The 20,908-nt window shown below is 59.0% G+C and carries 22 protein-coding genes; 6 read left to right on the top strand and 16 right to left on the bottom strand.

The genetic code is table 11. From position 1 onward, the window contains the following. Positions 1 to 41 precede the first annotated feature (41 nt). The 7 genes from ABIT76_11640 to ABIT76_11610 all read right to left on the bottom strand — a co-directional run bounded on the left by ABIT76_11640 (position 42) and on the right by ABIT76_11610 (position 7,280). Positions 42 to 980 carry a bifunctional riboflavin kinase/FAD synthetase gene (locus ABIT76_11640; GenBank protein MEO7933799.1) on the bottom strand — a complete coding sequence of 313 codons (939 nt, stop codon included), beginning with the start codon at positions 978 to 980 and terminating at the stop codon, positions 42 to 44. Further along, entirely contained in the window at positions 981 to 1,703 is a 723-nt protein-coding gene (gene truB / locus ABIT76_11635; protein MEO7933798.1) for a tRNA pseudouridine(55) synthase TruB, read from the bottom strand. It abuts the gene before it with no gap. After that, complete coding sequence (locus ABIT76_11630) at positions 1,681 to 2,667, bottom strand: bifunctional oligoribonuclease/PAP phosphatase NrnA (protein ID MEO7933797.1); 987 nt, start codon at positions 2,665 to 2,667, stop codon at positions 1,681 to 1,683. The genes truB and ABIT76_11630 overlap by 23 nt, the downstream gene beginning before the upstream one ends. Beyond that, a complete protein-coding gene (rbfA, locus tag ABIT76_11625) occupies positions 2,664 to 3,059 on the bottom strand; it encodes a 30S ribosome-binding factor RbfA (GenBank protein ID MEO7933796.1) in 396 nt (131 codons plus the stop codon). The genes ABIT76_11630 and rbfA overlap by 4 nt, the downstream gene beginning before the upstream one ends. A gap of 44 nt (positions 3,060 to 3,103) precedes the next feature. After that, complete coding sequence (gene infB / locus ABIT76_11620) at positions 3,104 to 5,335, bottom strand: translation initiation factor IF-2 (GenBank protein ID MEO7933795.1); 2,232 nt, start codon at positions 5,333 to 5,335, stop codon at positions 3,104 to 3,106. A 55-nt stretch (positions 5,336 to 5,390) separates the two neighbouring features. Beyond that, a complete protein-coding gene (gene nusA / locus ABIT76_11615; protein ID MEO7933794.1) occupies positions 5,391 to 6,638 on the bottom strand; it encodes a transcription termination factor NusA in 1,248 nt (415 codons plus the stop codon). Positions 6,639 to 6,794: 156 nt separating this feature from the next. Further along, positions 6,795 to 7,280: a hypothetical protein gene (locus ABIT76_11610; GenBank protein ID MEO7933793.1), complete on the bottom strand. Its 486-nt coding sequence runs from the start codon at positions 7,278 to 7,280 to the stop codon at positions 6,795 to 6,797. 63 nt (positions 7,281 to 7,343) lie between these two features. Here ABIT76_11610 and ABIT76_11605 point away from each other — a divergent pair, with 63 nt between their 5' ends. Both ABIT76_11605 and ABIT76_11600 read left to right on the top strand, forming a co-directional pair. Beyond that, positions 7,344 to 7,967 (top strand): BsuPI-related putative proteinase inhibitor, encoded by a 624-nt coding sequence (locus ABIT76_11605; protein ID MEO7933792.1) that lies wholly within the window; start codon positions 7,344 to 7,346, stop codon positions 7,965 to 7,967. Positions 7,968 to 7,980: 13 nt separating this feature from the next. Further along, positions 7,981 to 8,916, top strand: coding sequence for a 5'-3' exonuclease H3TH domain-containing protein (locus ABIT76_11600; GenBank protein MEO7933791.1), 936 nt, complete (start codon positions 7,981 to 7,983; stop codon positions 8,914 to 8,916). A 107-nt stretch (positions 8,917 to 9,023) separates the two neighbouring features. Here ABIT76_11600 and ABIT76_11595 read toward each other — a convergent pair whose 3' ends face one another. The 9 genes from ABIT76_11595 to ABIT76_11555 all read right to left on the bottom strand — a co-directional run bounded on the left by ABIT76_11595 (position 9,024) and on the right by ABIT76_11555 (position 19,193). After that, entirely contained in the window at positions 9,024 to 10,736 is a 1,713-nt protein-coding gene (locus tag ABIT76_11595) for an NADPH-dependent assimilatory sulfite reductase hemoprotein subunit (protein ID MEO7933790.1), read from the bottom strand. Positions 10,737 to 10,904: 168 nt separating this feature from the next. Continuing rightward, positions 10,905 to 11,132, bottom strand: coding sequence for a hypothetical protein (locus tag ABIT76_11590; GenBank protein MEO7933789.1), 228 nt, complete (start codon positions 11,130 to 11,132; stop codon positions 10,905 to 10,907). An 86-nt stretch (positions 11,133 to 11,218) separates the two neighbouring features. Further along, positions 11,219 to 12,985, bottom strand: a complete 1,767-nt coding sequence (locus ABIT76_11585; GenBank protein MEO7933788.1) for a cation acetate symporter — start codon at positions 12,983 to 12,985, stop codon at positions 11,219 to 11,221. An 11-nt stretch (positions 12,986 to 12,996) separates the two neighbouring features. Next, positions 12,997 to 13,290 carry a DUF485 domain-containing protein gene (locus ABIT76_11580; protein ID MEO7933787.1) on the bottom strand — a complete coding sequence of 98 codons (294 nt, stop codon included), beginning with the start codon at positions 13,288 to 13,290 and terminating at the stop codon, positions 12,997 to 12,999. A gap of 99 nt (positions 13,291 to 13,389) precedes the next feature. Continuing rightward, positions 13,390 to 14,100, bottom strand: a complete 711-nt coding sequence (locus ABIT76_11575; protein ID MEO7933786.1) for an N-acetylmuramoyl-L-alanine amidase — start codon at positions 14,098 to 14,100, stop codon at positions 13,390 to 13,392. A gap of 23 nt (positions 14,101 to 14,123) precedes the next feature. Continuing rightward, entirely contained in the window at positions 14,124 to 14,975 is an 852-nt protein-coding gene (locus ABIT76_11570; GenBank protein ID MEO7933785.1) for a hypothetical protein, read from the bottom strand. A gap of 9 nt (positions 14,976 to 14,984) precedes the next feature. Continuing rightward, positions 14,985 to 17,393 carry an SUMF1/EgtB/PvdO family nonheme iron enzyme gene (locus tag ABIT76_11565; protein ID MEO7933784.1) on the bottom strand — a complete coding sequence of 803 codons (2,409 nt, stop codon included), beginning with the start codon at positions 17,391 to 17,393 and terminating at the stop codon, positions 14,985 to 14,987. Next, positions 17,390 to 18,394, bottom strand: coding sequence for a hypothetical protein (locus ABIT76_11560; GenBank protein ID MEO7933783.1), 1,005 nt, complete (start codon positions 18,392 to 18,394; stop codon positions 17,390 to 17,392). Before ABIT76_11560 ends, ABIT76_11565 begins: the two co-directional genes overlap by 4 nt. A gap of 73 nt (positions 18,395 to 18,467) precedes the next feature. After that, positions 18,468 to 19,193 carry a LysM peptidoglycan-binding domain-containing protein gene (locus ABIT76_11555; protein MEO7933782.1) on the bottom strand — a complete coding sequence of 242 codons (726 nt, stop codon included), beginning with the start codon at positions 19,191 to 19,193 and terminating at the stop codon, positions 18,468 to 18,470. On the opposite strand from ABIT76_11555, the gene ABIT76_11550 reads away from it, so the two are divergent. From ABIT76_11550 to ABIT76_11535, 4 genes are read left to right on the top strand one after another with little or no spacing between them, the layout of a single operon-like run. Next, entirely contained in the window at positions 19,192 to 19,818 is a 627-nt protein-coding gene (locus ABIT76_11550) for a hypothetical protein (protein MEO7933781.1), read from the top strand. The genes ABIT76_11555 and ABIT76_11550 overlap by 2 nt on opposite strands. Next, a complete protein-coding gene (locus ABIT76_11545) occupies positions 19,818 to 20,204 on the top strand; it encodes a translation initiation factor (protein ID MEO7933780.1) in 387 nt (128 codons plus the stop codon). Before ABIT76_11550 ends, ABIT76_11545 begins: the two co-directional genes overlap by 1 nt. A 48-nt stretch (positions 20,205 to 20,252) precedes the next feature. Further along, on the top strand, positions 20,253 to 20,480 hold the full coding sequence (locus ABIT76_11540) for an AbrB/MazE/SpoVT family DNA-binding domain-containing protein (GenBank protein MEO7933779.1): 228 nt from the start codon (positions 20,253 to 20,255) through the stop codon (positions 20,478 to 20,480). Beyond that, positions 20,477 to 20,863 carry a type II toxin-antitoxin system death-on-curing family toxin gene (locus tag ABIT76_11535; protein ID MEO7933778.1) on the top strand — a complete coding sequence of 129 codons (387 nt, stop codon included), beginning with the start codon at positions 20,477 to 20,479 and terminating at the stop codon, positions 20,861 to 20,863. The genes ABIT76_11540 and ABIT76_11535 overlap by 4 nt, the downstream gene beginning before the upstream one ends. The last annotated feature ends 45 nt before the right edge of the window (positions 20,864 to 20,908 follow it).

The following is a 20,908-nucleotide window of genomic DNA, read 5'->3' as shown; positions in this document are numbered from 1 at the left end:
GATGCAGCACGAATAATCGGGATTCCCCCAGTTGGCGACAACTATTTTCCCCCGGCAGCGAAATAATCGCGGGCCGTGGCGCTGTCGCAGGCAATCTGGGCGCGCAAAGCTTCGAGACTGGCAAATTTCTCCTCGGCGCGGAGGAATTTTTGAAAGGAAACCTCGATGTCCTGACCATAGAGATCGCCATCGAAGTCGAAGAGATGCACCTCCAGCAAACGTCCGGGCGCGGCGTCTTTAACCGTGGGACGAACGCCGATATTGGCGACGCCCTCATGCGAGTCAGAGCCGACTCTGGCGCGGATCGCGTAAACGCCATTGGGGGGAAATTGCTCGTTGTGCGCGCTTAGATTCGCGGTCGGAAAACCGATGGTGCGCCCGAGTTCAAGTCCATTTACGACGGTTCCCAAAATGGTGTAAGGGCGCCCCAGATATTGCGCGGCGAGATTGATGTCACCGGCCTCGACGGCACGGCGAATCAGCGTGCTGCTGACAATTTCCCCATCGATCTTCACCGGTGGAACGGCGATCACATGGAAATCCAACTCGTTCCCCTGCTCTCGCAGAAACTCCACATTGCCGCTGCGATTGCGTCCGAAAGCCCAATCCTCGCCGACGCAAATCGACTTCAGTGCCTTTGAATGAGTCGCCAGCAAACGAATGAAATCGCCCGGCGAATGGCTGGCAAACTCGCGGTTGAACTCCACGAGCAGGACGTTTTCGACACCGGCGGCGGCGAGGAGTTGCAGCTTGTGCGCAGTCGAAGTGAGCAGCCGCGGCGGATTTTCCGGGCGCAAAACCCGCGCCGGATGCGGGTCGAAAGTGACGATGACCGGAGTTCCATCCGACTCACGCGCCGAGGCTAGCGTGCAATCGATCACCGCCTGATGCCCCAGATGCACTCCGTCGAAAACTCCGATGCCGAGCGCAAGCGGCCCGGGCAATTCTGCAAGATCGGCGATGCGGCGGAGCGCGTTCATCTACGCTCCGCGCATGCGAGAGACTTCGGGCAGACTGATGACTTTCGAGAGCAATTCGTCGAGCGAGCTGTTTTTCAATTGGTCGACCGTGACCGCGCGATCGAGGTTAAATTTGCCCGATTTCGTTCGGCGCAACGCCTGCAAATGCGCGCCGCAGCCGAGTTCCGCTCCAATGTCGTGCGCGTAAGTGCGAACGTAGAAACCCTTCGAGCAAACGACGCGAAAGTCGATCACGGGGAGTTCCACGCGATTGATCTGGTGCGCGTAAACGTGGACGAAACGCTTCTCGCGCTCGACCGTTTTGCCCTGGCGCGCAAGTTTATAAAGAGGCACGCCCTGTTGTTTGATCGCGGAAACCATCGGTGGCAACTGGTAAAAATCGCCATCAAACTTAGCGAAGGCGGCTTCGATTTGAGTTCCATCCAACTCTGGGACGGGCTTCATTTCGAGGATTTCGCCGTCGGCGTCCTGGCTGTCGGTCGTTTCGCCGAGCTTCATACTGCCAACGTATTCCTTGTCCTCTGCCATCAGGAGATCCTGTATTTTGGTGCCTTTGCCAAGGACGACGATGAGCAATCCAGTCGCGAGCGGATCAAGCGTGCCGCAATGGCCGACCTTCGTCATGGAAAACGTGCGGCGCGCAATCGCGACGACGTCGTGCGAGGTCATTTCGGAGGATTTATCGACGAGGAGAACGCCGTCAAGCGTGGCTGCGGATTTCATGATCTGTGGTTTCTAAAACTTGTCGGCGGACGTCGTCGAGCGTGCCGCGCATGCGGGCTCCGGCGGCCAAAATATGTCCGCCGCCGCCAAATTGCTGGCAAATGGCGGAAACGCTGACTTTCGGGTCTTTCGAGCGCATGCTGATACGAATGCGACCCGAGTCTTTTCCGGAAAGCTCCTCGAAAAAGATGGCGACGATGACGCCTTCGACGGCGCGAATGTGGTCGATGAGACCCTCATTGTCCTCGGGAATGACGCCGATGGATTGCGCGGCAGCTTGGGTGAGAGCGAAGCTGGCAACGCGGTTGTCGCTGGAAAAGGTTAGTTCGTTGAGCAGCGACCGCAAAAGCTGGATGCGTCGCAGTGGGTAACTGTCGTAAAGATCACGAGAGATGCGACCGACATCGGCCCCACGTTTGATGAGTTCCGCGCCAATCTCGTAAGTGCGCGCCGTGGTCGAGGGATATTGAAACGAGCCGGTGTCGGTCGAGATGGCGACGAACAAATTTTCCGCCATCGCTGCGTCGATTTCCCAGCCCAGAGCGGTGAACAGCTCGAACAAAATCTGACCCGTCGCTGGTGCTTTCGAGTCGATGTAACTCAAATCGCCGTATTCCGGGTTGCTGTGGTGGTGATCGATGTTGATCCAGATTTTAGCGCTGCCGATGCTTTTGAGCGGAGTTCCAACACGCTCTTGCACAGCAGTGTCGAGCACGAGGACAACGTCGAAATCCAGCGGAGTTTCAGTCGGCTTGGCGACGGAGTCAGAACCGGGCAAGAAACGCAGTTTGGCGAGCATCCCGTCTTCGTTCCAAGCGGTGACATCTTTGCCAAGTTTTTGCAAGGCGAGCGTTATCGCAATCTCGCAGCCGAGGGCGTCTCCGTCGGGTCGCATGTGACTCAGGACAAGGAACTTCTGGTGGCGTGCGATCGCGTCGCCAATCTCGGCAAAGGTGGCGTTCACGAATCCTCGCGGTCCTCAGATTCCGATGGAACTCCCGTGGGATTGCCCTCGCTGTCGAGTTCCTCGAGAATCGAGAAAATCCGCGTCGCGCGTTCGGCGGTGGTGTCGAATTTGAAGTGCAAATGCGGTGTGTATTTGATGACCACGCGCTTGCTCATTTCCTGCTGAAGCATTTTTCGATTGCTCTCCAGCTTGTGAAGAATGCTCTGGTAATTCGTCGTTTGCCCCGTGCCGCCAAGGGCGGAAATGAAGACGTGCGCCTGCTTCAGATCGGGCGTGATATCGACTTCGTTGATCGTGACGATGACGCCATCGAAACGGATATGCCGCTGGATGATGTCGCTGAGCTCGCGTTTGATGAGCTCCTGCACGCGCTGAAGACGATGGTTCATGGCTAATAGGGGGAGCGCAGAATGGACTGCAACTCCCATGAAAACTAGAGCTTCTGGGTGAACTTCTCGAGGGTGTAACACTCGATGATGTCGCCCTCTTGATATTCGTCGTAGTTGGCCAGCTTGATGCCGCACTCGAGACCGTTGCGGACCTCTTTAACCTCGTCCGTAAACCGGCGCAGCGTGGACATCGAGCCGTCGAACACTGCCTGTTTGCGCCGCAGAACGCGGGCGCGTCCGGTGCGAACGATGCGTCCGTCGGTGACGATACAACCGGCGACCGTGCCGCGGGTGAGATCGAACACTTGCTTGACCTCGGCATGGCCAACGATGGCTTCACGAGTCTCTGGATCGAGCAGGCCGACCATGGCTTCCTTCACTTGGTCGATGAGCTCGTAAATGATGCTAAACAGCTTGATCTGAACGTCTTCCCGACGAGCCGAGTTGGCTGCGGAGTTCTCGACTTTGACGTTGAAACCAATGATGACGGCATTCGATGCGGTCGCCAAAAGCACGTCGGATTCGGTAATCGGACCGACGCCGCTGTGGATGATGCGCAGGTTGATTTTCTTGCTCTTGATGTCGTTCAACGAGGAGGAAACGGCTTCCAGGGAGCCGTGCACATCGCACTTGAGAATAATCTCGATGAGCTTGTGCTGCTCGTCGGCCATCGCGTCGAAAAGGTTTTCCAGCGTGGCACGCGCCGGGGCGGCGAGCTTCGTCTGGCGAACGGAATGGAGGCGTTCTTCCCCGAGAGCCTTGGCGGCTTTTTCGGTTTCCATGACAAGAAATTCGTCGCCTGAAGCGGGAACGCCGGTGAAGCCGAGGACTTTGACCGGAGTCGAGGGGCCGGCTGTTTTTACAGAGGCACCGGTGTCGATGGTCATCGCTTTGACTTTGCCAGAGAAATTTCCGCAGATGAATGGATCACCCAATTTGAGCGTGCCGACTTGCACTAAAATGGTGGCGGTCGGACCGCGGCCCGTTTCGACTTGCGATTCAATGACGGTGCCGCGAGCGGCGGATTTCGGGTCAGCTCGCAATTCGAGGACTTCGGCTTCGAGAAGCACGAGCTCGAGCAGTTCGTCGATGCCTTTGCCCTTCGTTGCGGAGACGGGAACGCAGATCGTATCGCCGCCCCAATCCTCGGGTTGCAGACCCTTGTCCTGAAGTTGCGTTTTCACGCGGTCCACGTTGGCGGAAGGAAGATCGATTTTGTTGATCGCAACGACGATTTTGACCTTGGCAGCCTTGGCGTGGTTGATCGCCTCGATCGTCTGCGGCATCAGACCGTCATCAGCGGCGACGACGAGCACGACGATGTCGGTAAGATTCGCTCCACGAGCGCGCATCTGGGTAAAAGCGGCGTGGCCTGGAGTATCGAGGAAAGTGATTTTATGGCCGTTCCGCTCGACGGAATACGCGCCGATGTGCTGGGTGATTCCGCCCGCTTCACCAGCGGCAACGCGAGTTTTGCGAATGGCGTCCATCAACGAGGTCTTGCCGTGATCGACATGGCCCATAAATGTGATGACCGGTGGGCGCGGGACGAGTTCGTCCTCCTGGACTTCGACGGGAGCGGGTGGCGCAACGATGACGACCTCGGCCTTGTGGACGCCGCCGCCTTTTTCGCGTTTCTCGACTTCAAAAATCGCTCCATGCAACTTGCAGACCGCCGCCGCCGTGTCGGGCTCGATGGTTTGGTTGATGTTCGCAAAAATACCCATCGCCATGAGGTCTTTGATGACCTCGAACGGGCGGAGTTTGAGCTGCGTCGCCAGTTCCTTGACGATGATCGGCGGCTTGATGTGGATAATGATCTCACCCGACTCAGAAACTTCCGGTTCGGCATTTTCCACAGGAGCGACGGGCGCTGGGACCACTTCGGCCACCGGCGTGCTGGCACCAGTGATCCGCGAGATCGGCGGCAATGTGTGACGATGTTTTTTTTCGTCGCCGCTTTTGGCGGGCTTGGCGTCGATCAGAGAAACGGCCTGAGCTTTCGGCGCAGGTGCGACCGGAGCGTGAGCGACGGGCTTCGGCTTGTGAATGGGCGCGGCACCGATGCGAACCGTTGGCTTGATGGCATCGGCCGAGATCACCTTCTTTTTCTTGGGAGAAATCAGATCCTCGGCGACGACAGGAACAGCCGGTGTGACAGGCTCGGCGGGAGCCGTTTTTTCAGGAGCAGCGTGCGGAACGTGCTTCTTGCCTAATGGCGGTTTGCCAGAGGACTTCGTCGGAGAGCTGGATTTGGTTGTTGCTCGTGTTGCCATTCAGAAAATTTTAGTAAGTGCTTTTTTGCTGCCACCTCGTGAGAGGGTAGCGGTTTCATTCGCCGCGTGCTTTTTTGGCGGCTTCGAGGATCGGGGCTGCGGCTTCGGGATCGATTCCGAGGATGCCGGCAATGTCCTCTGCTTCTAGGTCGGCCAGCATTTCGAGTGTGCTGACGCCACCCGTAACCAGTTGACGCGCAACGGATTCCTCGATGCCCAGCGGTGTGGCCAGTGCTTTCGCGGCAGCGGAGACGCGATGCTCGAAGACGTCGGCGGCGGATTCGCCTTTGGAAATATTGATCTCCCAGCCAGTTAGGCGCGAGGTGAGGCGGGCATTCTGGCCGCGCTTGCCGATGGCGAGGGAAAGCTGATCCTCGTCCACGGTGATTTGCATGGCTTTCTTGGTCTCGTCGATGACGATGTTTTTGACCTTGGCCGGCTTGAGAGCCTCGAGAACGAACTCCTTGGGGTCGGCGCTCCAGCGGATGATATCCACTTTTTCGTTGTTGAGTTCGCGGACGATGTTTTTCACGCGACTGCCACGCATTCCGACGCAGGAACCGACCGGGTCCACTTTGTCGATGCTGCTGTGAACGGCGACTTTCGCTCGGAAACCGGCTTCGCGAGCGATGGCTTTGATCTCGACCGTGCGGTCGGCGATTTCGCTGACTTCAAGTTCAAAGAGACGGCGGATAAAATTGGGATGGCTGCGGGAAAGAATGATTTCCGGGCCGCGGGCTCCGTTTTCCACGGCAACGACGTAAGCACGAATGCGGTCGCCGATGTTGTAATCTTCCGTCGTAACCCGTTCACGCTGAGGCATGATCGCCTCAAACTTGCCCAAGTCGATGATCACGTCGGAACGCTCGAACCGGCGAACTGTCCCGCTGACGATCTCTCCGGCGCGATCCTTAAACTCGTCGTAAAGGTTCTCTTTTTCCGCGAGCCGGATGCGTTGCAGCATGGTCTGGCGGCAGGTCTGCGCGGCGACACGACCAAAATCCTTAGGGGTGACTTCCACCTCAATGACCTCGCCGACATGCGCGTCTTTCTTAATCCGTTGGGCTTTCGTGATCGAGATTTGCTCGTGCTCATTCATCACCGGATCGGCCACGATCAGGTTGGCCAGTGCCTTGATGGCGCCCGTTTTCGGATCGATGTCGATGCGCATTTCGCGGGCAGGACCGACGGAACGGCGAGAAGCGGACAACAACGCGGTCTGCAAAGCTTCCAGAACGACGCTGCGGTTGATCCCTTTGTCGCGTTCCAGGTGGTCGATATAGGCAATAAGCTCGGCGTTCATGATTTGAAATTTCGTGTCGAGACAAAAAAGAGTGGGAAGTCGTTCCCACTCTGCTCACTCGATCAACTGGCCTACAAATACCCGACCGGCGGCGATGCGTCAAGGGACGATGCCTCCGGGGGCAAAATTTTCCCGCCTTTGGGTCAGTTCAACCTGCTACGTTTTCACAGCCGCATTGCGACTCTCGCGCAATTTCATCTTCTTGCGCATGAGATCGAGATCCTGCGGAGTCAGTCCGGCGGGAATGACCGCGATCCCGTCGCTGATGCGTTTGTCGATGAGCAGATCGGCGACATGACGGCCATTGACGAGCGCCACGAGCACCTTCCCCCGCTGCTCCATGCTGAGCGTTTCGAGGAGGAGCTGGCCGTGTTCATCGAGGTAAAAGTAAGCACCGATCGAGCCGTCGGCATTTTGAAAGGGAGTGAACGCCACGATGTCCTGCTCCGAGACAGTGGCGATCTTCGAGACTCGAATGGAACCCGACCCATCGAGCAGCGGCACTGGTGTGCCAAAGGTATCGCCATTGTTTTCCGCGACCTCAGCGTAAAAGCGGACGATCACCTGCGGCGATTTTTTCGCTCCGGCGATGGAGGCCAGGCCGAGCACGACGAGCAGAGGGAACAGGAGGAAACGGCGCATGGTCTCTTGTCCGCGAAATCGAACTCCATTGCAACCTCCAACCCATTTGTGTATCCGATTGGAATGCAAGTCCGCTCTTCCGTTTTCGCCCTCCTTCTGCTTGGCCTCGCCGCCTGCTCCACCGAACCCAAGGCTCCCAAATATCATCCGCCCGGAGAGCACGGCCTCGGCTGGCGCATTTTGCATCCGTTCGCCCGCAGCGAACCCGCCCCCGCTCCGTCGGCTGCCGCGACTGCTTTCCAGCCCGCTCCGAAGCACGGCCTCGGCTGGCGCGTGCTGCATCCGTTCGCCAAAAATGACTCCGCGTCCACTGCCCGCCTGAAAGGCATTCAAGTCACCGTCGAACCCGACTCCGCCGCGCCGTCGCTCCACGGCACCAGCCAGCTCGGCCTCCGCATTTTGGTCACCAATTACACCAGCACGATGGTTTCGCTCACCTTCCCCACCAGTCAGCGCATCGAGATCACCGGACGCAACATCGATGGAAAAATCTTCTACTCCTATTCGACCAACCGCACGTTTGCCCAAGAGGTGAGCGTCCTCACGATCAACCCCGGCGAGCGCTTGGAGTACAACGAAGCCGTCCCCACCCGCACCATGACGGCAGGCAACACCTACCTCATCACCGCCGCCGTCAAGGGCCAGCCCGGACTTGAGGGCACCGTCTCCGTCACCCCCGTGCCATAAACAAGCAACTCGCATGAAGCTGCTTCTCATCGACGGGCATTACTACGTTTACCGCTCGTTTTTCGCCATTCGCGGCCTGACGAATTCCGCCGGGACTCCGACCAACGCCGTCTATGGCTTCGTCAAGACCGTGCGGAAAATGCTCAAAGACCTCCAGCCCGACCTCGCCGCCGTCATCTGGGACGAGGGACTTCCCGAACGTCGCACCCAGTTGCAACCCGACTACAAAGCCCAGCGCACCGAGATGCCCGGCGACATGATTCCCCAACTCGGGCTCATCCGCGATCTCGTTCCGATGATGGGTCTCGCCAGCCTCGGACTCGAAGGCCACGAAGCCGACGACCTCATGGCCAGCTACGCCGTCGCCGCCCGCGATATGGGTTACGAAACTCTCCTGGCTACCAACGACAAAGACCTCTTCCAACTCGTCGGACCGCTCGTCCACGTCTATTCGACGAACAAAACCGACCTCGCCCAGCCCACCGACCCGCACGCCTTGCTCGGACCCGACGCTGTCTTGAAAAAATGGGGCGTCGCTCCTCCGCAGATTGGCGACATTCTCGCTCTCATCGGCGACAGCGTGGACAACATCCCCGGCGTCTCCGGCATCGGCCCGAAGACCGCCACGCAACTCATTCAGCAATTCGGCAGCATCGGCGCCATGCTCGACAACCCCAGCGCCATTGCCAGCGAAAAAGTCCGCGAGAAAATCATCAGCTCCCGAGCCCAGATCGAGCAAAACTGCGAAATGGTCCGCCTCGACCTTGATCTTCCCCTGCCCCTGCCGCTGGAGAAATTGACCATCTCGCCGAAATATCCCGAGTGGATCGCCGAGATGCGGAAATGCGAATTCAAAGGTCTCACCGCCGAGATCGAAACCGAGGCCGCGAAACTAGGCAACGCCGCTGTTTCAACTCCAGCAAAAGGCCAAGGCGAATTTACGTTCTAGGGAGCGCACGCGTCTCGCGTGTCCTTGCCGGCGTCTCGCCGGGAAGCTGGATTCACCCATTGGGCGAGACGCCCAATGGAGCACGCGAGACGCGTGCGCTCCCGAAACTACACCGTCCCGATGCTGTGGAAGGTGGCGTCGGCGGGGAGCACGGAGCGGTCGCAGAAGTCTCCGAAACCTTCGCCAGCATTCCGCTCCAAGGCGTAGCGCTTGATGATCGGCGTCACCAAAGCGACGGCGTCGTCGAGGGTCACGCTCGGGGAAACAAGGCGGTTGAGTCGCGTTCCATTGTAACTCGCCCCGAGGTAGAGCGCGTATTTGTTGGGCGCGCGACCGACCAAGCCGATCTCGGCAAGATACGGGCGGGCGCAGCCATTCGGGCAGCCCGTGATGCGCAAGCTGATGGCGTCCTCCCGCAGGCCAGCCTCGTCGAGGACGACTTCGAATTTCTCCAAAAGCTGGGGCAGAATGCGCTCGCTCTCGGCCAGGGCCAGCCCGCAGGTGGGCAGTGCGACGCAGGAGAGCGCGTTCAGGCGCAGCTTGGTGTGGTGGTTTTCGCGAGTGAGGCTGTGCTTGGCGAGAATGGCGTCGATCTCGTCCTTTTTCTCAGCCGTGACGCCGGAAATGCTCAGGTTTTGCGACGGAGTGAGACGGAAATCAGCGGTGGTGCCGTTGAGGAGTTCCGCGATCTCGCGCAACGCGGTCTTCATGGACCAGCCGGGGATGTCCTTGATGCGTCCGCTCAAAATGTGCAGGCCGTAGAACCACGTGTGGTCGGCGCATTCGTGCCAGCCGTGCGGGTCTTCGATGGTGGTGAAATGGAACTCCCGTGCGGGCTCAAACTGGATCCCGGAGCGGAGTTCGACCTCGCCCTTAAACCACTCGATGCCGCGATCTTCGATGGTGTATTTCAAGCGGGCGTGCTTGCGATTGGTGCGATCACCGTAATCGCGCTGGGTGACGAGCACGGCCTCGCCGATGGCGTTGACCTTCTCTGGCGTGATGAAACCGAGGACATCGGCCAGGCGAGGAAATGTTTCGGCGTTGCCGTGGCTCATGCCGAGTCCGCCGCCGACGGTGACGTTGTAACCGACGACCTCGCCGTGCTCGACGATGGCAATGAAACCCAAGTCCTGGGAAAAAATATCCACGTCGTTCGATGGCGGGAGCACAAAGGCGGTCTTGAATTTGCGCGGGAGATAGGTCGGGCCATACATCGGCTCGGCCTCGCCGCCAGCGACCAATTCCTCATCCAGATAAATCTCGTGATAGGCGTGCGTCTTCGGCAGCGCGAATTCGCTCCAGGCGACGGCCTGATCGTAAACCTTGCGGGAGACGCCGCTGTATTCGGGGTTCGGCGGAGCCATGACGTTGCGGTTGACGTCGCCGCAGGCGGCAATCGAGTCCAATAACACCCGGTGCATCCGCTGGACGAGCGCCTTCACGTTGCCCTTTAGAATCCCATGGAACTGGAATGTCTGCCTCGTGGTGAGACGGAGCGATGGCGAGGCCATTTCTCCGGCGAGCGTGTCGAGGGCAATCCATTGCCCGGGCGTGGCGCGACCTCCGGGCAGACGGACGCGGAGCATGAAGGCGAATGCCTTTTCCTTTCCGACTTTTTTAAGGGCATTGCGCAGGTCGCGATCGTCCTGCAAATACATGCCGTGGAATTTGGTGAGCTGGCCGTTTTGCTCGGAAATGGCCCCGGTCGAGGTGTCGGCCAGATCCTCAGCAATGGTGCCGCGAAGGAGGTTGGAGGCGACTTTGATGCCTTCGTTGGCGTTGAGAGGCTTCGAGGCGGCGGGTGTTTCAGTGCTCATAAAATGGGCGTTAATAATACTCAAAAATGGCGGATGACCTAGTTTTTATTCACAGCCGGTCCATTTGCAGGGGGAGCCGAGCCGAGGCACTTGAGGACAAGTGCCCTCCAAGGAAGGTCTGCGGCTGGCATCTGCTCCCTTGGAGGACATCTGTCCCCAGATGCGGGCCTAATGCAGGTAGAGCGCAAACGCGCCGGTCAGCACCGCCACATGCGCCCAGATTGCCCAGACCATGGTCTTGTTGTAAGTGCGCCCGCTGGCGTGATCGCCCGGAATATCGGGGTTGTGACCGAAGAGTTTCTGGTCGTTCTTCACCAGCCAGACCGCCGCCAGCAAGGTGACTACAAAACCCACCGTGAAGAGGGTTTGAAACAAAATCCGCGCTTCGTGTGACATGGCCAGACGATAAGCATGCGATTCGCCTTTGCAAGAAACGCCTCGACCTTGAGTCTGCTATCAATATCCGGCTTCCGAAGGAGCGCTTAATGTCCGCCGGTGTGCTCGGCGATGTAGTCCTGGCGGTAGCCGAGGGCTTCGGGGGCGTGCAGGACGAGCATTTTGGTCTCGACGTCTCCGGGGACTTTGGCGGCGGTGGCTTTGCTGACTATGACCATCAATCCGATGGCGAGGGGGACGGTCCAGATGGCGGGTTGCTCGCAGAGGATGCGCAGGAGTGGGTGCTGGGCCCAGAAGGGGTTGAGGGGGGCGAATCCGGCAAAGACGTGGCCCATGGGGCCTTTGTCGAGGGAGAGGTTGCTGGCGTTGGTAAGGGCGGCGGCGATGAGGGCGCAGATACCGCCGGTCAACATGCCGGTGGCGGCTCCGGCCATGGTCATTCCACGCCACCAGACGCTCATGAAGAGGAGTGGAAAGTAACTGGCGGCGGCGATGGCGAAGGCCTGGCCGACCATGAAGTTAATCTCAAGGGGTTCGACGAAGCAGCCGAGGATGACGGAGATGGCACCGATGAGGACGGCGGCGACTTTGAAGGCTCTCATCCGCTGCTCGGGAGTGGAATTCGGACGCAGCATCCGCCCGTAAACGTCGTGAGCGAGGGCGCCAGTCATGGAAACGAGGAGTCCACTAAAGGTGCTCATGAAGGCGGCGAAAGCTCCCGCGCAGGTGATGCCGCTGAGGATGGAGCCGAGGACGCCGTATTTTTCCCGGATCAAAGTGGGGAGTTTGAGCACGACTTGGTCGGTGCCTTTGATGCCGGTGAGGCCGGTGTAAAGCTCGGGCATGAGGTTGCGTCCGATGACGCCAAAGACGGGCGGGAATACGTAGAAGACGCCGATGAGGATCATGACCCACATGGTGGTGCGTTTGGCGGCGACGCCGTCGGGGTTGGTGTAGAAGCGGACGAGGATGTGGGGCAGACCGGCAGTGCCGCAGACCAAGGCGATGATGAGGCTGTAAGTGTAGAGAAGGGAGTAAGGGCGGGATTGCTCGGGACTGAGGTGCGCGGCTTTGGCGGCCTTGGTGGTGAGCGGTCCGAAGGGGGCGATCCAGGCTTCGTCCTTGGGGGCTTTTTCGACGAGGGGCTTGCGATCGACGTTCTGGACGATGGCTGCGGGAGTTTGTGCAGAAGCGTTGGCTCCGAGGTTTTTGTTATACCCGCCATAGACGAACATCAGGACGAAGATCGGCACTGTGATGGCGAAAAGTTTCATCCAGTATTGCAGCGCCTGGACGAGCGTGATGCCTTTCATGCCGCCCAAGGAGACGTTGAGGGTGATGACGCCGCCAACCAATGCGACGCCGCCCCAATACGGCATGCCGGGGAAGATGTAGGCGAGTGTGGTCCCCGCGCCTTTCATCTGCGGCATGGTGTAGAAAAAGCCGATAAAGAGCACGAAGACGACGGCGATCTTGCGGAAAAGAGGCGAATCGAAACGCCCCTCGGCGAAATCGGGAATCGTGTAAGCCCCGAAGCGACGGAGCGGTCCGGCGATGAAGAGGAGCAAAAACAAATAGCCGCAAGCGTAACAAACCGGATACCAAAGCGCGTCGTAGCCGCTGGACATGACCATTCCCGCGATACCCATGAAACTCGCCGCAGAAAGGTATTCGCCGCTGATGGCGGAAGCGTTCCAGCCGACGGAAACGCTACGTCCGGCGACGAAGAAATCACCGGCGGTCTTGGACGTTTTCGCTGAGCGAAAGCCCATGTAGATCGTGATCGCGACGGTGACGAGAGAGAAAACCACGATCCACGGATCGATCGCAGCGGCAGCCAGGGGGAAATGCATGATGAGGGGAGTTAGATTTTATTGGACGCCTTGGAAACTTCCTCGGCTTCGAGAGCGAGGGAGCGGCGGATGAAGTAATAAGAAATGACCCAGACGAACGGGAAAAATGCGATGCCCAAGACAAACCAAGTCAGGGTAAAACCGAAAACCCGCGTCGCCATCAGGTCGGGCAGAAAATAGTTCGCCAGAGGCAACCCGAGGAGGACGACGAGAAATGTCAGCGCGCAAAAGATCGAAAGCCGAAGCTGTTGCGCCATGAGGTAATGCAGAAATGCCGTGCGTTGCTGACCAGAGGGGAGTGCCATGCCGCTCTTCTAGGAAACGGCGGGGGCGTGGTCGATGATAAAAGTGAAAAATGTTAGAAGACGCCGTGGAAGGCATCTGTCCTCAGATGCCAACTCCGCCTAGTAACTGCTCCGGCGGGCGGCGAGGATGCCCCGCGAGATTTCGCTGGCGAGCCGGTCGCGGTAGCTGGCGCTGAGGGCGAGCCGCCCGTCCTCGCGGTTGGTGAGGAAGCCGCATTCGACCAGCACCGCAGGCGCCCGGCAGTTTCTCAAAACGTAGTAACCGCGCTGGCGAATGTGGCGGTCCTCGGCGGCCACCGTGATGACCCGGCGATGAATGGCGGCGGCGAGCGGGTAGGATTTCGACGAATAAAAGTAGGTCTCGATGCCGCGCGCGTCGCGGTTTGGAGCGGAGTTGAAGTGGACTGAGACGAAGATGCAACCCGAACGATAGTTGGCGGCGGCGACCCGGCCACTGAGCGGAATGAAAGTGTCGTCGGAGCGGGTCATGACGGTGCGCAGACCGGCAGCGCGGAGTTTCTGCGAGAGACGCGCGGCGACGTCGAGATTGACGGTTTTCTCGGTGACGTAGTTGCCTGGGATGCCGCCGCGATCGTGGCCGCCGTGGCCCGCGTCGATGACGACGGTGCTGAAGTTGCGCAGCGAATCGGCCTGTAGATTTGGCAGCCAGCCGAAGGCGAGCAGGATGCCCGCGAGGAAGGTGAGGAGTCGTGCGCGATTCATGAGATTGGCCATGCCCCGAACAGCCGCGCCGTCAGGACGTTCTCCTATCCGTGGAAATGTCCGCAGGGTCAAGATGGGAGTCGCCACTTCCTCTATTTTCCTGTGACTCGCTAGATGTGAGGACGATCCGAGAGACGCGGAATGTTGCGTTTCTTTTCCGCAGGCACGGCCGACTCCATCTTGCCGCCACGCACGCGCACCTCGCCATTTTCATTGCGAACGAGATGCGGATTGGACCGGCCATCAATGTAAGGGTCGCGGGAAACGATGTCCCCATTGGGCGTGATCGAGGTGTAGAGATACGCCTTCGGCCCGACCATTTGCAGGACGTGGAGATTATTCTGGCTGTCGAGAACGTGCTCGGGCGGCGAAAAAGAGAGGACGCGTCCGATGGAAAAACAGGAAACAACCCGGCTCCCGGTGTCGTCGATGATGCGGACGTAGAGGCGGTTTTCCGCCGGCAGTCGATGGGTGAGCAGCGAGTAAGTGTGCGTGCTGTTTTCCGCGGGAACTCCGACGCTTTGTTTCCAGAGGAGGAGGCCCTCGGTGATCTCAAACGCCCGGCGCGCCGAGGTGTAATACTGGTCCTTGTCCTTGTCGTAAAGCACGGCGCGAATGCTGTGCGGCCCGTATTCCTGGAGGCCGTAGAGCGGAGTTACATTGATATTGCGGGTGACGGTTTTCCCCGTCGGAACGTAGAGTTCGCCAAGGTGATAATCGGGATTCACCGGCGGAATCAGGCTGTCCTTGCCCGCAAAAATCTCGAAGCTGAACCACGGTTTCCCCGGCGCGTCGGCGAAATTCTGGTCGCGTCCGCTGAGGTTGGTGATGGAGATTTTTGCCAGCACGGGCTCGTTCATCATGTAGAGCGAGCGCGTCATCTCGAGGGAGACTTGCATCTGACCGCTAGCGGTCTGGCCGAGGCAAACGACTGCCAGCAGAATGAGAAGACGATTAAACATAGGGGAAAACTATTTGGCGGCGGGCGGCGTGTCCGAGACAGTCCGGAAACCCACCGACATGGTCGCTTGTTCCTGCAAAAGGTCCAGTCGTCGCTTGGTCAATTCGTAATCGGGCAACCGGAAGGAACCGCCGCGAATCACCGGCGTGTCGAATCCCATCACGCGCTCCGTAGAGGCGGTCCATTCGGAGACGTTACCCGTCATGTCGAGCGCGCCATATTCGCTCTTATCGGTGGGATGTTTATCGACCGGAGCCCAGCGATTGTAGCCGTCCTTGGTTCCCTCGACGCGCGGATCGCTATTGTAGTCGGCGCTTGAGTTCAATTTCGATGTGTCGAAGGTGTTGCCCCAGGCGTAGAGATTGCCGTTTGGACCGCGGGCGGCTTTTTCCCATTCCTGCTCGGTCGGCAGACGGCGTCCGGCCCATTTGGCAAAGGCGTAGGCGTCGTACCAATCGACGTTAAAAATCGGGGTATCGAGGTTGATCGGGGCAAACTCAAACGTCTTCGCCTTGCGCGCCTGCACATAGAAACGCTCCCAATCCTTCGGCGTGTGCGACTTGCCTTTCGGCTGGCTCGGCGCGTCGTATTTCGTCGTGGGATTTTTCTCCAACGCTTCCAGGAAAGCGGCGTATTGCGCGATGGTCACCTCGTATTTGTCGATCCAGAAATCGGGCAGGCTGAGGGTCTTGCCGTCCTGATAAATGAATGGCCCGGCGGGGACTTTCACGAGAACGTTGGTCACCTTCGAGCGCGGGCGGATGAACTTCACGTAGAACGTCCCTGCGACCAGCCAGAGCAGAATGAACATCCCTATGGTCGAGTAGAGCATCGTGCGCTTTTGCTGTTTCTTGGCGGCCTCGACCGCCTTGATCGCGGCGCGGTCGCGCTCGTTCATCTTAAAGGCCTCCGCCGGGACGACGTTGGGTTCGAGTGCTTTCACCCCTTGCAGCAGAGCGCCATAGGAAAGGAACCCGCCCGCGCCGTCGATCCGCATCCGTGACAGCATCGCCCGCATCCCGGGCGACGCCCCGACCGCGCCTTGCATGGTAGCGCTCACGATTCGGGACAACTCCTGGATTTCCCGTTGCACGACAGCCTCGGAATCGTGCCTCACATGAGCCAGATTCGCCAGGCGCGGACGGCCGTCATTGGCGATGTAAATGCTTTTCGCCGAAAGCAGGCTGCGCGGCACTTTCCCCTGGCTGAGATAGGACAACGCCTCCGCCACGACCCGGATGACTTTCAACGCTGTCTGGTCGTCGATCACCGCTCCCTGCGCCTGATAATCTGCCAGAGTCGCCCCGTCGATATATTCGCGAGTGTAGAAATAGAGCCCATTGGATTGCCCAGCCTCGAAGACCGACACGATCGACGGATGTTGCACGTTCGCCTTTGTGCTGGCGTCGGCCACAAATTCCTGGACCATGCTGCCTTCGTTCGCCAGATCGGCGCGCAGGACTTTCATCGCTACCGGACGGCGCACGGAAGCCTGGATCGCCTCGTAAGTTTCGCCCCAGCGGCCCTCGCCCAGCTTGCGGACGACTTCATAATCGCCCAAAACTTTGCCGACCAGGCTGCGCTCGGCCTCGGTGAGCATCTCCTGCCCCTCCCCGCTCTCGTCGCGGCGGCGGCAGCCTTCCATCACGAGATGTTCCCAGCCCACCATGATCGTCTGCTCCTCGGGCACCATGCCGTATTCGAAGGTAAACTGCCCCACGTCCCAGCCGATGATTTTATACACGCCGTGCTCGCCGCGCAGATCGCCGACGATGCAGTGCGTCATGTTTCCTTCCCTCAGATAAATAATGCCGCTCTCCACCCCATGCGACACGCGCAGACGCCCCGTGCGCCGGCTCATGCAGCACATTTGAATAATGTCCACGAGCTGAAATTGATCGAGCTGCCCCGTGAAACCCTGCTTCTGCACCAGCGCCCGCAGATCGGTCGAGGTTGCCGCCGTCGGCTCCGCCTTGATCACCGGTGTCAGTTCCGCCGTGCTCGTCGGCGCGGCAAACACCGCCGTGGAGGGCTCGGGTTGCGTAGAACCCACGCCCAATCCCTCGATCTCCTCCCATACACGGTGGACTTCCTGCAAAATCGCCGTGGACTGGATCGGCTTCGACAGGATCAACGCCTCGCCCACGTTTGCCGCGTAGTCGCTCAAATCATAGCCCGTCACAAAAATCACATGCAACTTGGGGTGCATCCTTCGCAGCACATCGCGCAGCGCAAAACCATCCATCCGATCCATCACCACATCCGTGATCAGCAGATCGATGCCGCCCATTTCATCCACCTTGGCCAGCGCATCGGGACCGCTCAACACACCCTCCACCGTGAAATCTCCGTAGGATCGAATGATTTCGACCAATGACTCCACTATGATTTCTTCATCATCGACGACCAGTATCTTCATTGGGGGATTTCTTTCTGCAAACTAACAGGGGGTGGAAAAGTCTGGAGGAGACGGACCGGGTCCGCCATCACATCCTGCAATTCATTTTCATAGTAAACCCGGATGATATAGCCGAGATATTTTCTTTCCACAGCAGGTTTCTCGCCGGACGCGGGAGGTTTTTGCTCATAACGCACCTTCAGCACCTCCACGCCGTCCTCTTTCCAATCGGCGGGCACCGTCAGCCATTCCGATGTCACACGAGTCGCGTGCGGATCGGTCGGCTGCACGTCCTTGTTGTCCACCAAATCGTAAAACATCGCCTGAATATTCACATCCGACGCCGTGATCGCCGCACCCGAGCGGGCCTTGATCCCCATGCGCAGGCTCACCTTTTCGGCATCGCCCGAGCTTTCGTAATTCTTCTGCACATCCGTAAAACCCAGAGTCGAGCCGAGTTGCAATCCCTCCTCGTCGCGCCCGGAGAGCGGCTCTTTCGGAGACAGTCCGGCGTGCACTTTTTCGGCGGCGACACCATAGAGATCCCCCGCTTTGTCGCCGAAATCCGCCACGCGCTTCCACTGGGCGAGCGCCTTGTCCACGAGGCCCATTTGCTCGTAAGTCGTGGCAAACTCGGCGACGATTTTCGGATTATCGGGATACAACTTCTGCGCATCGCGCAGGCTGGCGAGCGTGCCGGTCATGTCGCCCTTCGCCCGAATGTCGGTCGCGCGCTTGACCAAAATATCGACCTCCGACGGAGCCACCGCCGCCTCTGGCAGATCGGGCGTGTTATCAGGACCGATGTTGGCCGCGTCTGCAGGCACCGGAGTTTTCCTGGCTGTCGCCGAAGCTGTCGGAGCGACCGGAGTTAAAGTCGAATCTGGGCGAACTGCCGTTGCGATCGGAGTTCCATTGGGATGGCGGACCAGAACGATAACCACGACGACCAGTTGAAAAAACCCGAGCACCGACAACACCGACGCAGCAATGATCGCTGTTTTTTGAGAAGAAGTGGTCACGGGATAAAGGAACGCTTGGCTGGGGCAGCAGATTTACTATCATTTCGTCCCGCAGCGTCAACAGATTCCCTCTCTACGGCGGGACGATGAGGGTCTGGCCGACTTGGAGTTTCTTCGGATTGGGCAGGTTGTTGATGTTAGCGTCGGCGAGGTCCTGGATGCGGCCTTTGTTTTTGTAGAGTTTGCGCGAGATTTTTTCCAGGGTGTCGCCGGGCTCGACGACGTAGGTGCGGCCGCCCATTTTCTTGAGCAACTCGGGGTCGGGCTCGGAGTTTTTGGCGTTTTTATCAGCGACCGGGCGCGGCACGGCGGCGAGCTGAGCCTTGAGTTGGAGGATTTGTTTGCGGAGGGTCTGCGCTTCGTTTTTCAGGATGACGGCGTCCGTTTTGGAGAGCATGTTTTCCTTGGAAAGCGCACTGACGACCATGGGCTCAAGGCGTTCGCAGGATTTCCGGGCCTCGGCAGCGTGCGGCCCTCGCGGGAAGACGTGTTCGCAGCGCCGGAAGTGAAAGAGCGCCGCGAGGGGGTCGTGCAATTTCGTTTCGCAGATGAGCGCCATCTGGAAATGGATGTCGGCGGAGGCGGTGGAGTCGTCGAGGGCAGCCTCGTAAAGATTCAGCGCCGCGACATAATCCCCGCGCTGGTTGGCCTGACTGGCTTCCTGCAATAATTTTGCGTCGTGCTTGCGGACGACTTGCTCACAGGCAGTGAAGCTGAATAAAATGACGGCGATCCCAGTCAGGTGTGAAACGCTGCGCCACCGGTGTTCTCGTTTCAGACTTCCTTGCATCACTCTCATGGTAAACACACCGCCCCGCTCAGCGTCCATTCAGAAAATCCGCGCGCTCACTTTCCTGTTCATCCTCCTGCTCTCACTTGCAGGCTGCCAGACGAATGGGAAAAAATCTCCCGCGCAAACCGCTGCCCAAGCCAATGGGTCGCCGGCGAATGCTTTTCTCGCTCCAGGGAAGAAGCCGACGCTGGCGCAGGAGCCGGCCATTCCGGCCCCGATTCCGCTCCAACCGTCGGGTCATCCGGTGACGCGGCAGATGGTTCCCCAACCCGCGCCACCGACTCAAGACACGCAGGTCAAACGACGTTCGGCTGATCTGCCGTCCGAGATTTCCAATTGGCGTGTGACCCGGCTTTCCGCCCGCGAATGGCGGGTGACTCCGATGCGCCGTCTGAGCCTGAGCGATTCACCGCCGTCGCTGATGGAGGACGCGATCATTACCTCGGGCATTCACGCGCGGCTCCAGTCGGCGGCTGGCCTGCGCGCCACGACTTGGAAATATAGCTGCAACTCCGGCAGCGTCGTCCTCGGCAGCCCGGAATTGACTGCAGACCAGGCGATCGCCGCGTTGCAGGCGATCATTGGACTCGACAAAGTTTCCGAGGTTCGGCTCACCACCGATTTGCGCTGATGAAACGTCCCGCGCCGCATCGCATTCCCACAGACCAGCCGCAGTCGGGCGGGCTGAACCCGGCTTTCAGTGGACTGCAACTCGACTCACTTCCACCCGGACCGTCAGAGTCGAATGCAACTCCCGTGGACCCCGTCTGGAAATTGGGCCGAGTCGTTCTCCAGAGAGAAACGGCGCATCGCGGCGGAAAAACGGTGGTCGTCGTGCAGGATTTCGCCACGCATCTGCCTGCGAGCGTAATCGAGCGCGTCGCGAAAAAACTCCGCGCCGCCTGCGGTTGCGGCGGCACGGTGAAAGATCGCCGGATCGAAATTCAGGGCGATCAAGTGGCGAAGATACGAATGCTACTCGAATCCGAAGGCTTCCAAGTCGCTGGCGTGCGCTAAATTCGAGGAAGAGTTTGACGTTATAACATTCGTGCCTACGTTCAGCAGATGATCCTCGAACTGAAGCTCCGCAAAATCGGCAACTCCGTCGGCCTCGTTCTCCCAAAGGAAGCTCTAGCGCAGCTTAACGCTCAGGAAGGCGATACGATTACGCTCACCGATGCCAAAGACGGCTTGCGACTAACCACCGGCAATGCGGATTTCGCCAAATCGATGGCGGTGTTTGAGAATTTGAGCCGGCGCTATCGCAACACTCTGCGGGAACTCGCCAAGTGACTGAACCGTATTGGTTTGGTCGCGACGAGTGTCTCGCGTTACACGATATGATGCTGGCCCAACACGGCGGCATGGCCGGGATTCGCGACGACAATATGCTCGAATCGGCGCTCGCCAAACCGCGCCAGCTTTTTTCCTACGGGCAACCTTCCCTAGTGGAAATGGCGGCGGCTTACGCGGCGGGAGTCGTGAAAAACCATCCGTTCATCGACGGAAACAAACGCACTGGCTTCATGTTGGGTGCCGGTTTTCTGGAAAGAAATGGCTGCGAATTCTTCGCCGATGAGGCCGAATCGGTGATTAAAACGCTCGCACTCGCCGCTCGCGAAATGTCGGAAGCGGAGTTTGCCAGTTGGATGGAACTCAACTGCAAACCGGCCTGAGCGTCCCGTAGATTTTTTCTTGGACTTGACTCGCCCAAGATATAT

This window comes from Chthoniobacterales bacterium, assembly GCA_039930045.1.
Lineage (GTDB): Bacteria > Verrucomicrobiota > Verrucomicrobiia > Chthoniobacterales > DASVRZ01 > DASVRZ01.
The sequence above is the reverse complement of the archived record's forward strand: the minus strand, read 5'-3'. Positions and strand labels throughout refer to the sequence as shown.

Excerpts from the sequence above, each read along its gene's own strand:
- ABIT76_11565 (MEO7933784.1), bottom strand. The coding sequence starts at position 17,393 with ATGAAGATACTGGTCGTCGATGATGAAGAAATCATAGTGGAGTCATTG.
- ABIT76_11595 (MEO7933790.1), bottom strand. The coding sequence starts at position 10,736 with ATGAGCACTGAAACACCCGCCGCCTCGAAGCCTCTCAACGCCAACGAA.
- ABIT76_11610 (MEO7933793.1), bottom strand. The coding sequence starts at position 7,280 with ATGCGCCGTTTCCTCCTGTTCCCTCTGCTCGTCGTGCTCGGCCTGGCC.
- infB (MEO7933795.1), bottom strand. The coding sequence starts at position 5,335 with ATGGCAACACGAGCAACAACCAAATCCAGCTCTCCGACGAAGTCCTCT.
- ABIT76_11640 (MEO7933799.1), bottom strand. The coding sequence starts at position 980 with ATGAACGCGCTCCGCCGCATCGCCGATCTTGCAGAATTGCCCGGGCCG.
- nusA (MEO7933794.1), bottom strand. The coding sequence starts at position 6,638 with ATGAACGCCGAGCTTATTGCCTATATCGACCACCTGGAACGCGACAAA.
- ABIT76_11550 (MEO7933781.1), top strand. The coding sequence starts at position 19,192 with ATGGTAAACACACCGCCCCGCTCAGCGTCCATTCAGAAAATCCGCGCG.
- rbfA (MEO7933796.1), bottom strand. The coding sequence starts at position 3,059 with ATGAACCATCGTCTTCAGCGCGTGCAGGAGCTCATCAAACGCGAGCTC.
- truB (MEO7933798.1), bottom strand. The coding sequence starts at position 1,703 with ATGAAATCCGCAGCCACGCTTGACGGCGTTCTCCTCGTCGATAAATCC.
- ABIT76_11570 (MEO7933785.1), bottom strand. The coding sequence starts at position 14,975 with ATGTTTAATCGTCTTCTCATTCTGCTGGCAGTCGTTTGCCTCGGCCAG.
- ABIT76_11545 (MEO7933780.1), top strand. The coding sequence starts at position 19,818 with ATGAAACGTCCCGCGCCGCATCGCATTCCCACAGACCAGCCGCAGTCG.
- ABIT76_11590 (MEO7933789.1), bottom strand. The coding sequence starts at position 11,132 with ATGTCACACGAAGCGCGGATTTTGTTTCAAACCCTCTTCACGGTGGGT.
- ABIT76_11580 (MEO7933787.1), bottom strand. The coding sequence starts at position 13,290 with ATGGCACTCCCCTCTGGTCAGCAACGCACGGCATTTCTGCATTACCTC.
- ABIT76_11605 (MEO7933792.1), top strand. The coding sequence starts at position 7,344 with ATGCAAGTCCGCTCTTCCGTTTTCGCCCTCCTTCTGCTTGGCCTCGCC.
- ABIT76_11540 (MEO7933779.1), top strand. The coding sequence starts at position 20,253 with ATGATCCTCGAACTGAAGCTCCGCAAAATCGGCAACTCCGTCGGCCTC.
- ABIT76_11585 (MEO7933788.1), bottom strand. The coding sequence starts at position 12,985 with ATGCATTTCCCCCTGGCTGCCGCTGCGATCGATCCGTGGATCGTGGTT.
- ABIT76_11600 (MEO7933791.1), top strand. The coding sequence starts at position 7,981 with ATGAAGCTGCTTCTCATCGACGGGCATTACTACGTTTACCGCTCGTTT.
- ABIT76_11555 (MEO7933782.1), bottom strand. The coding sequence starts at position 19,193 with ATGAGAGTGATGCAAGGAAGTCTGAAACGAGAACACCGGTGGCGCAGC.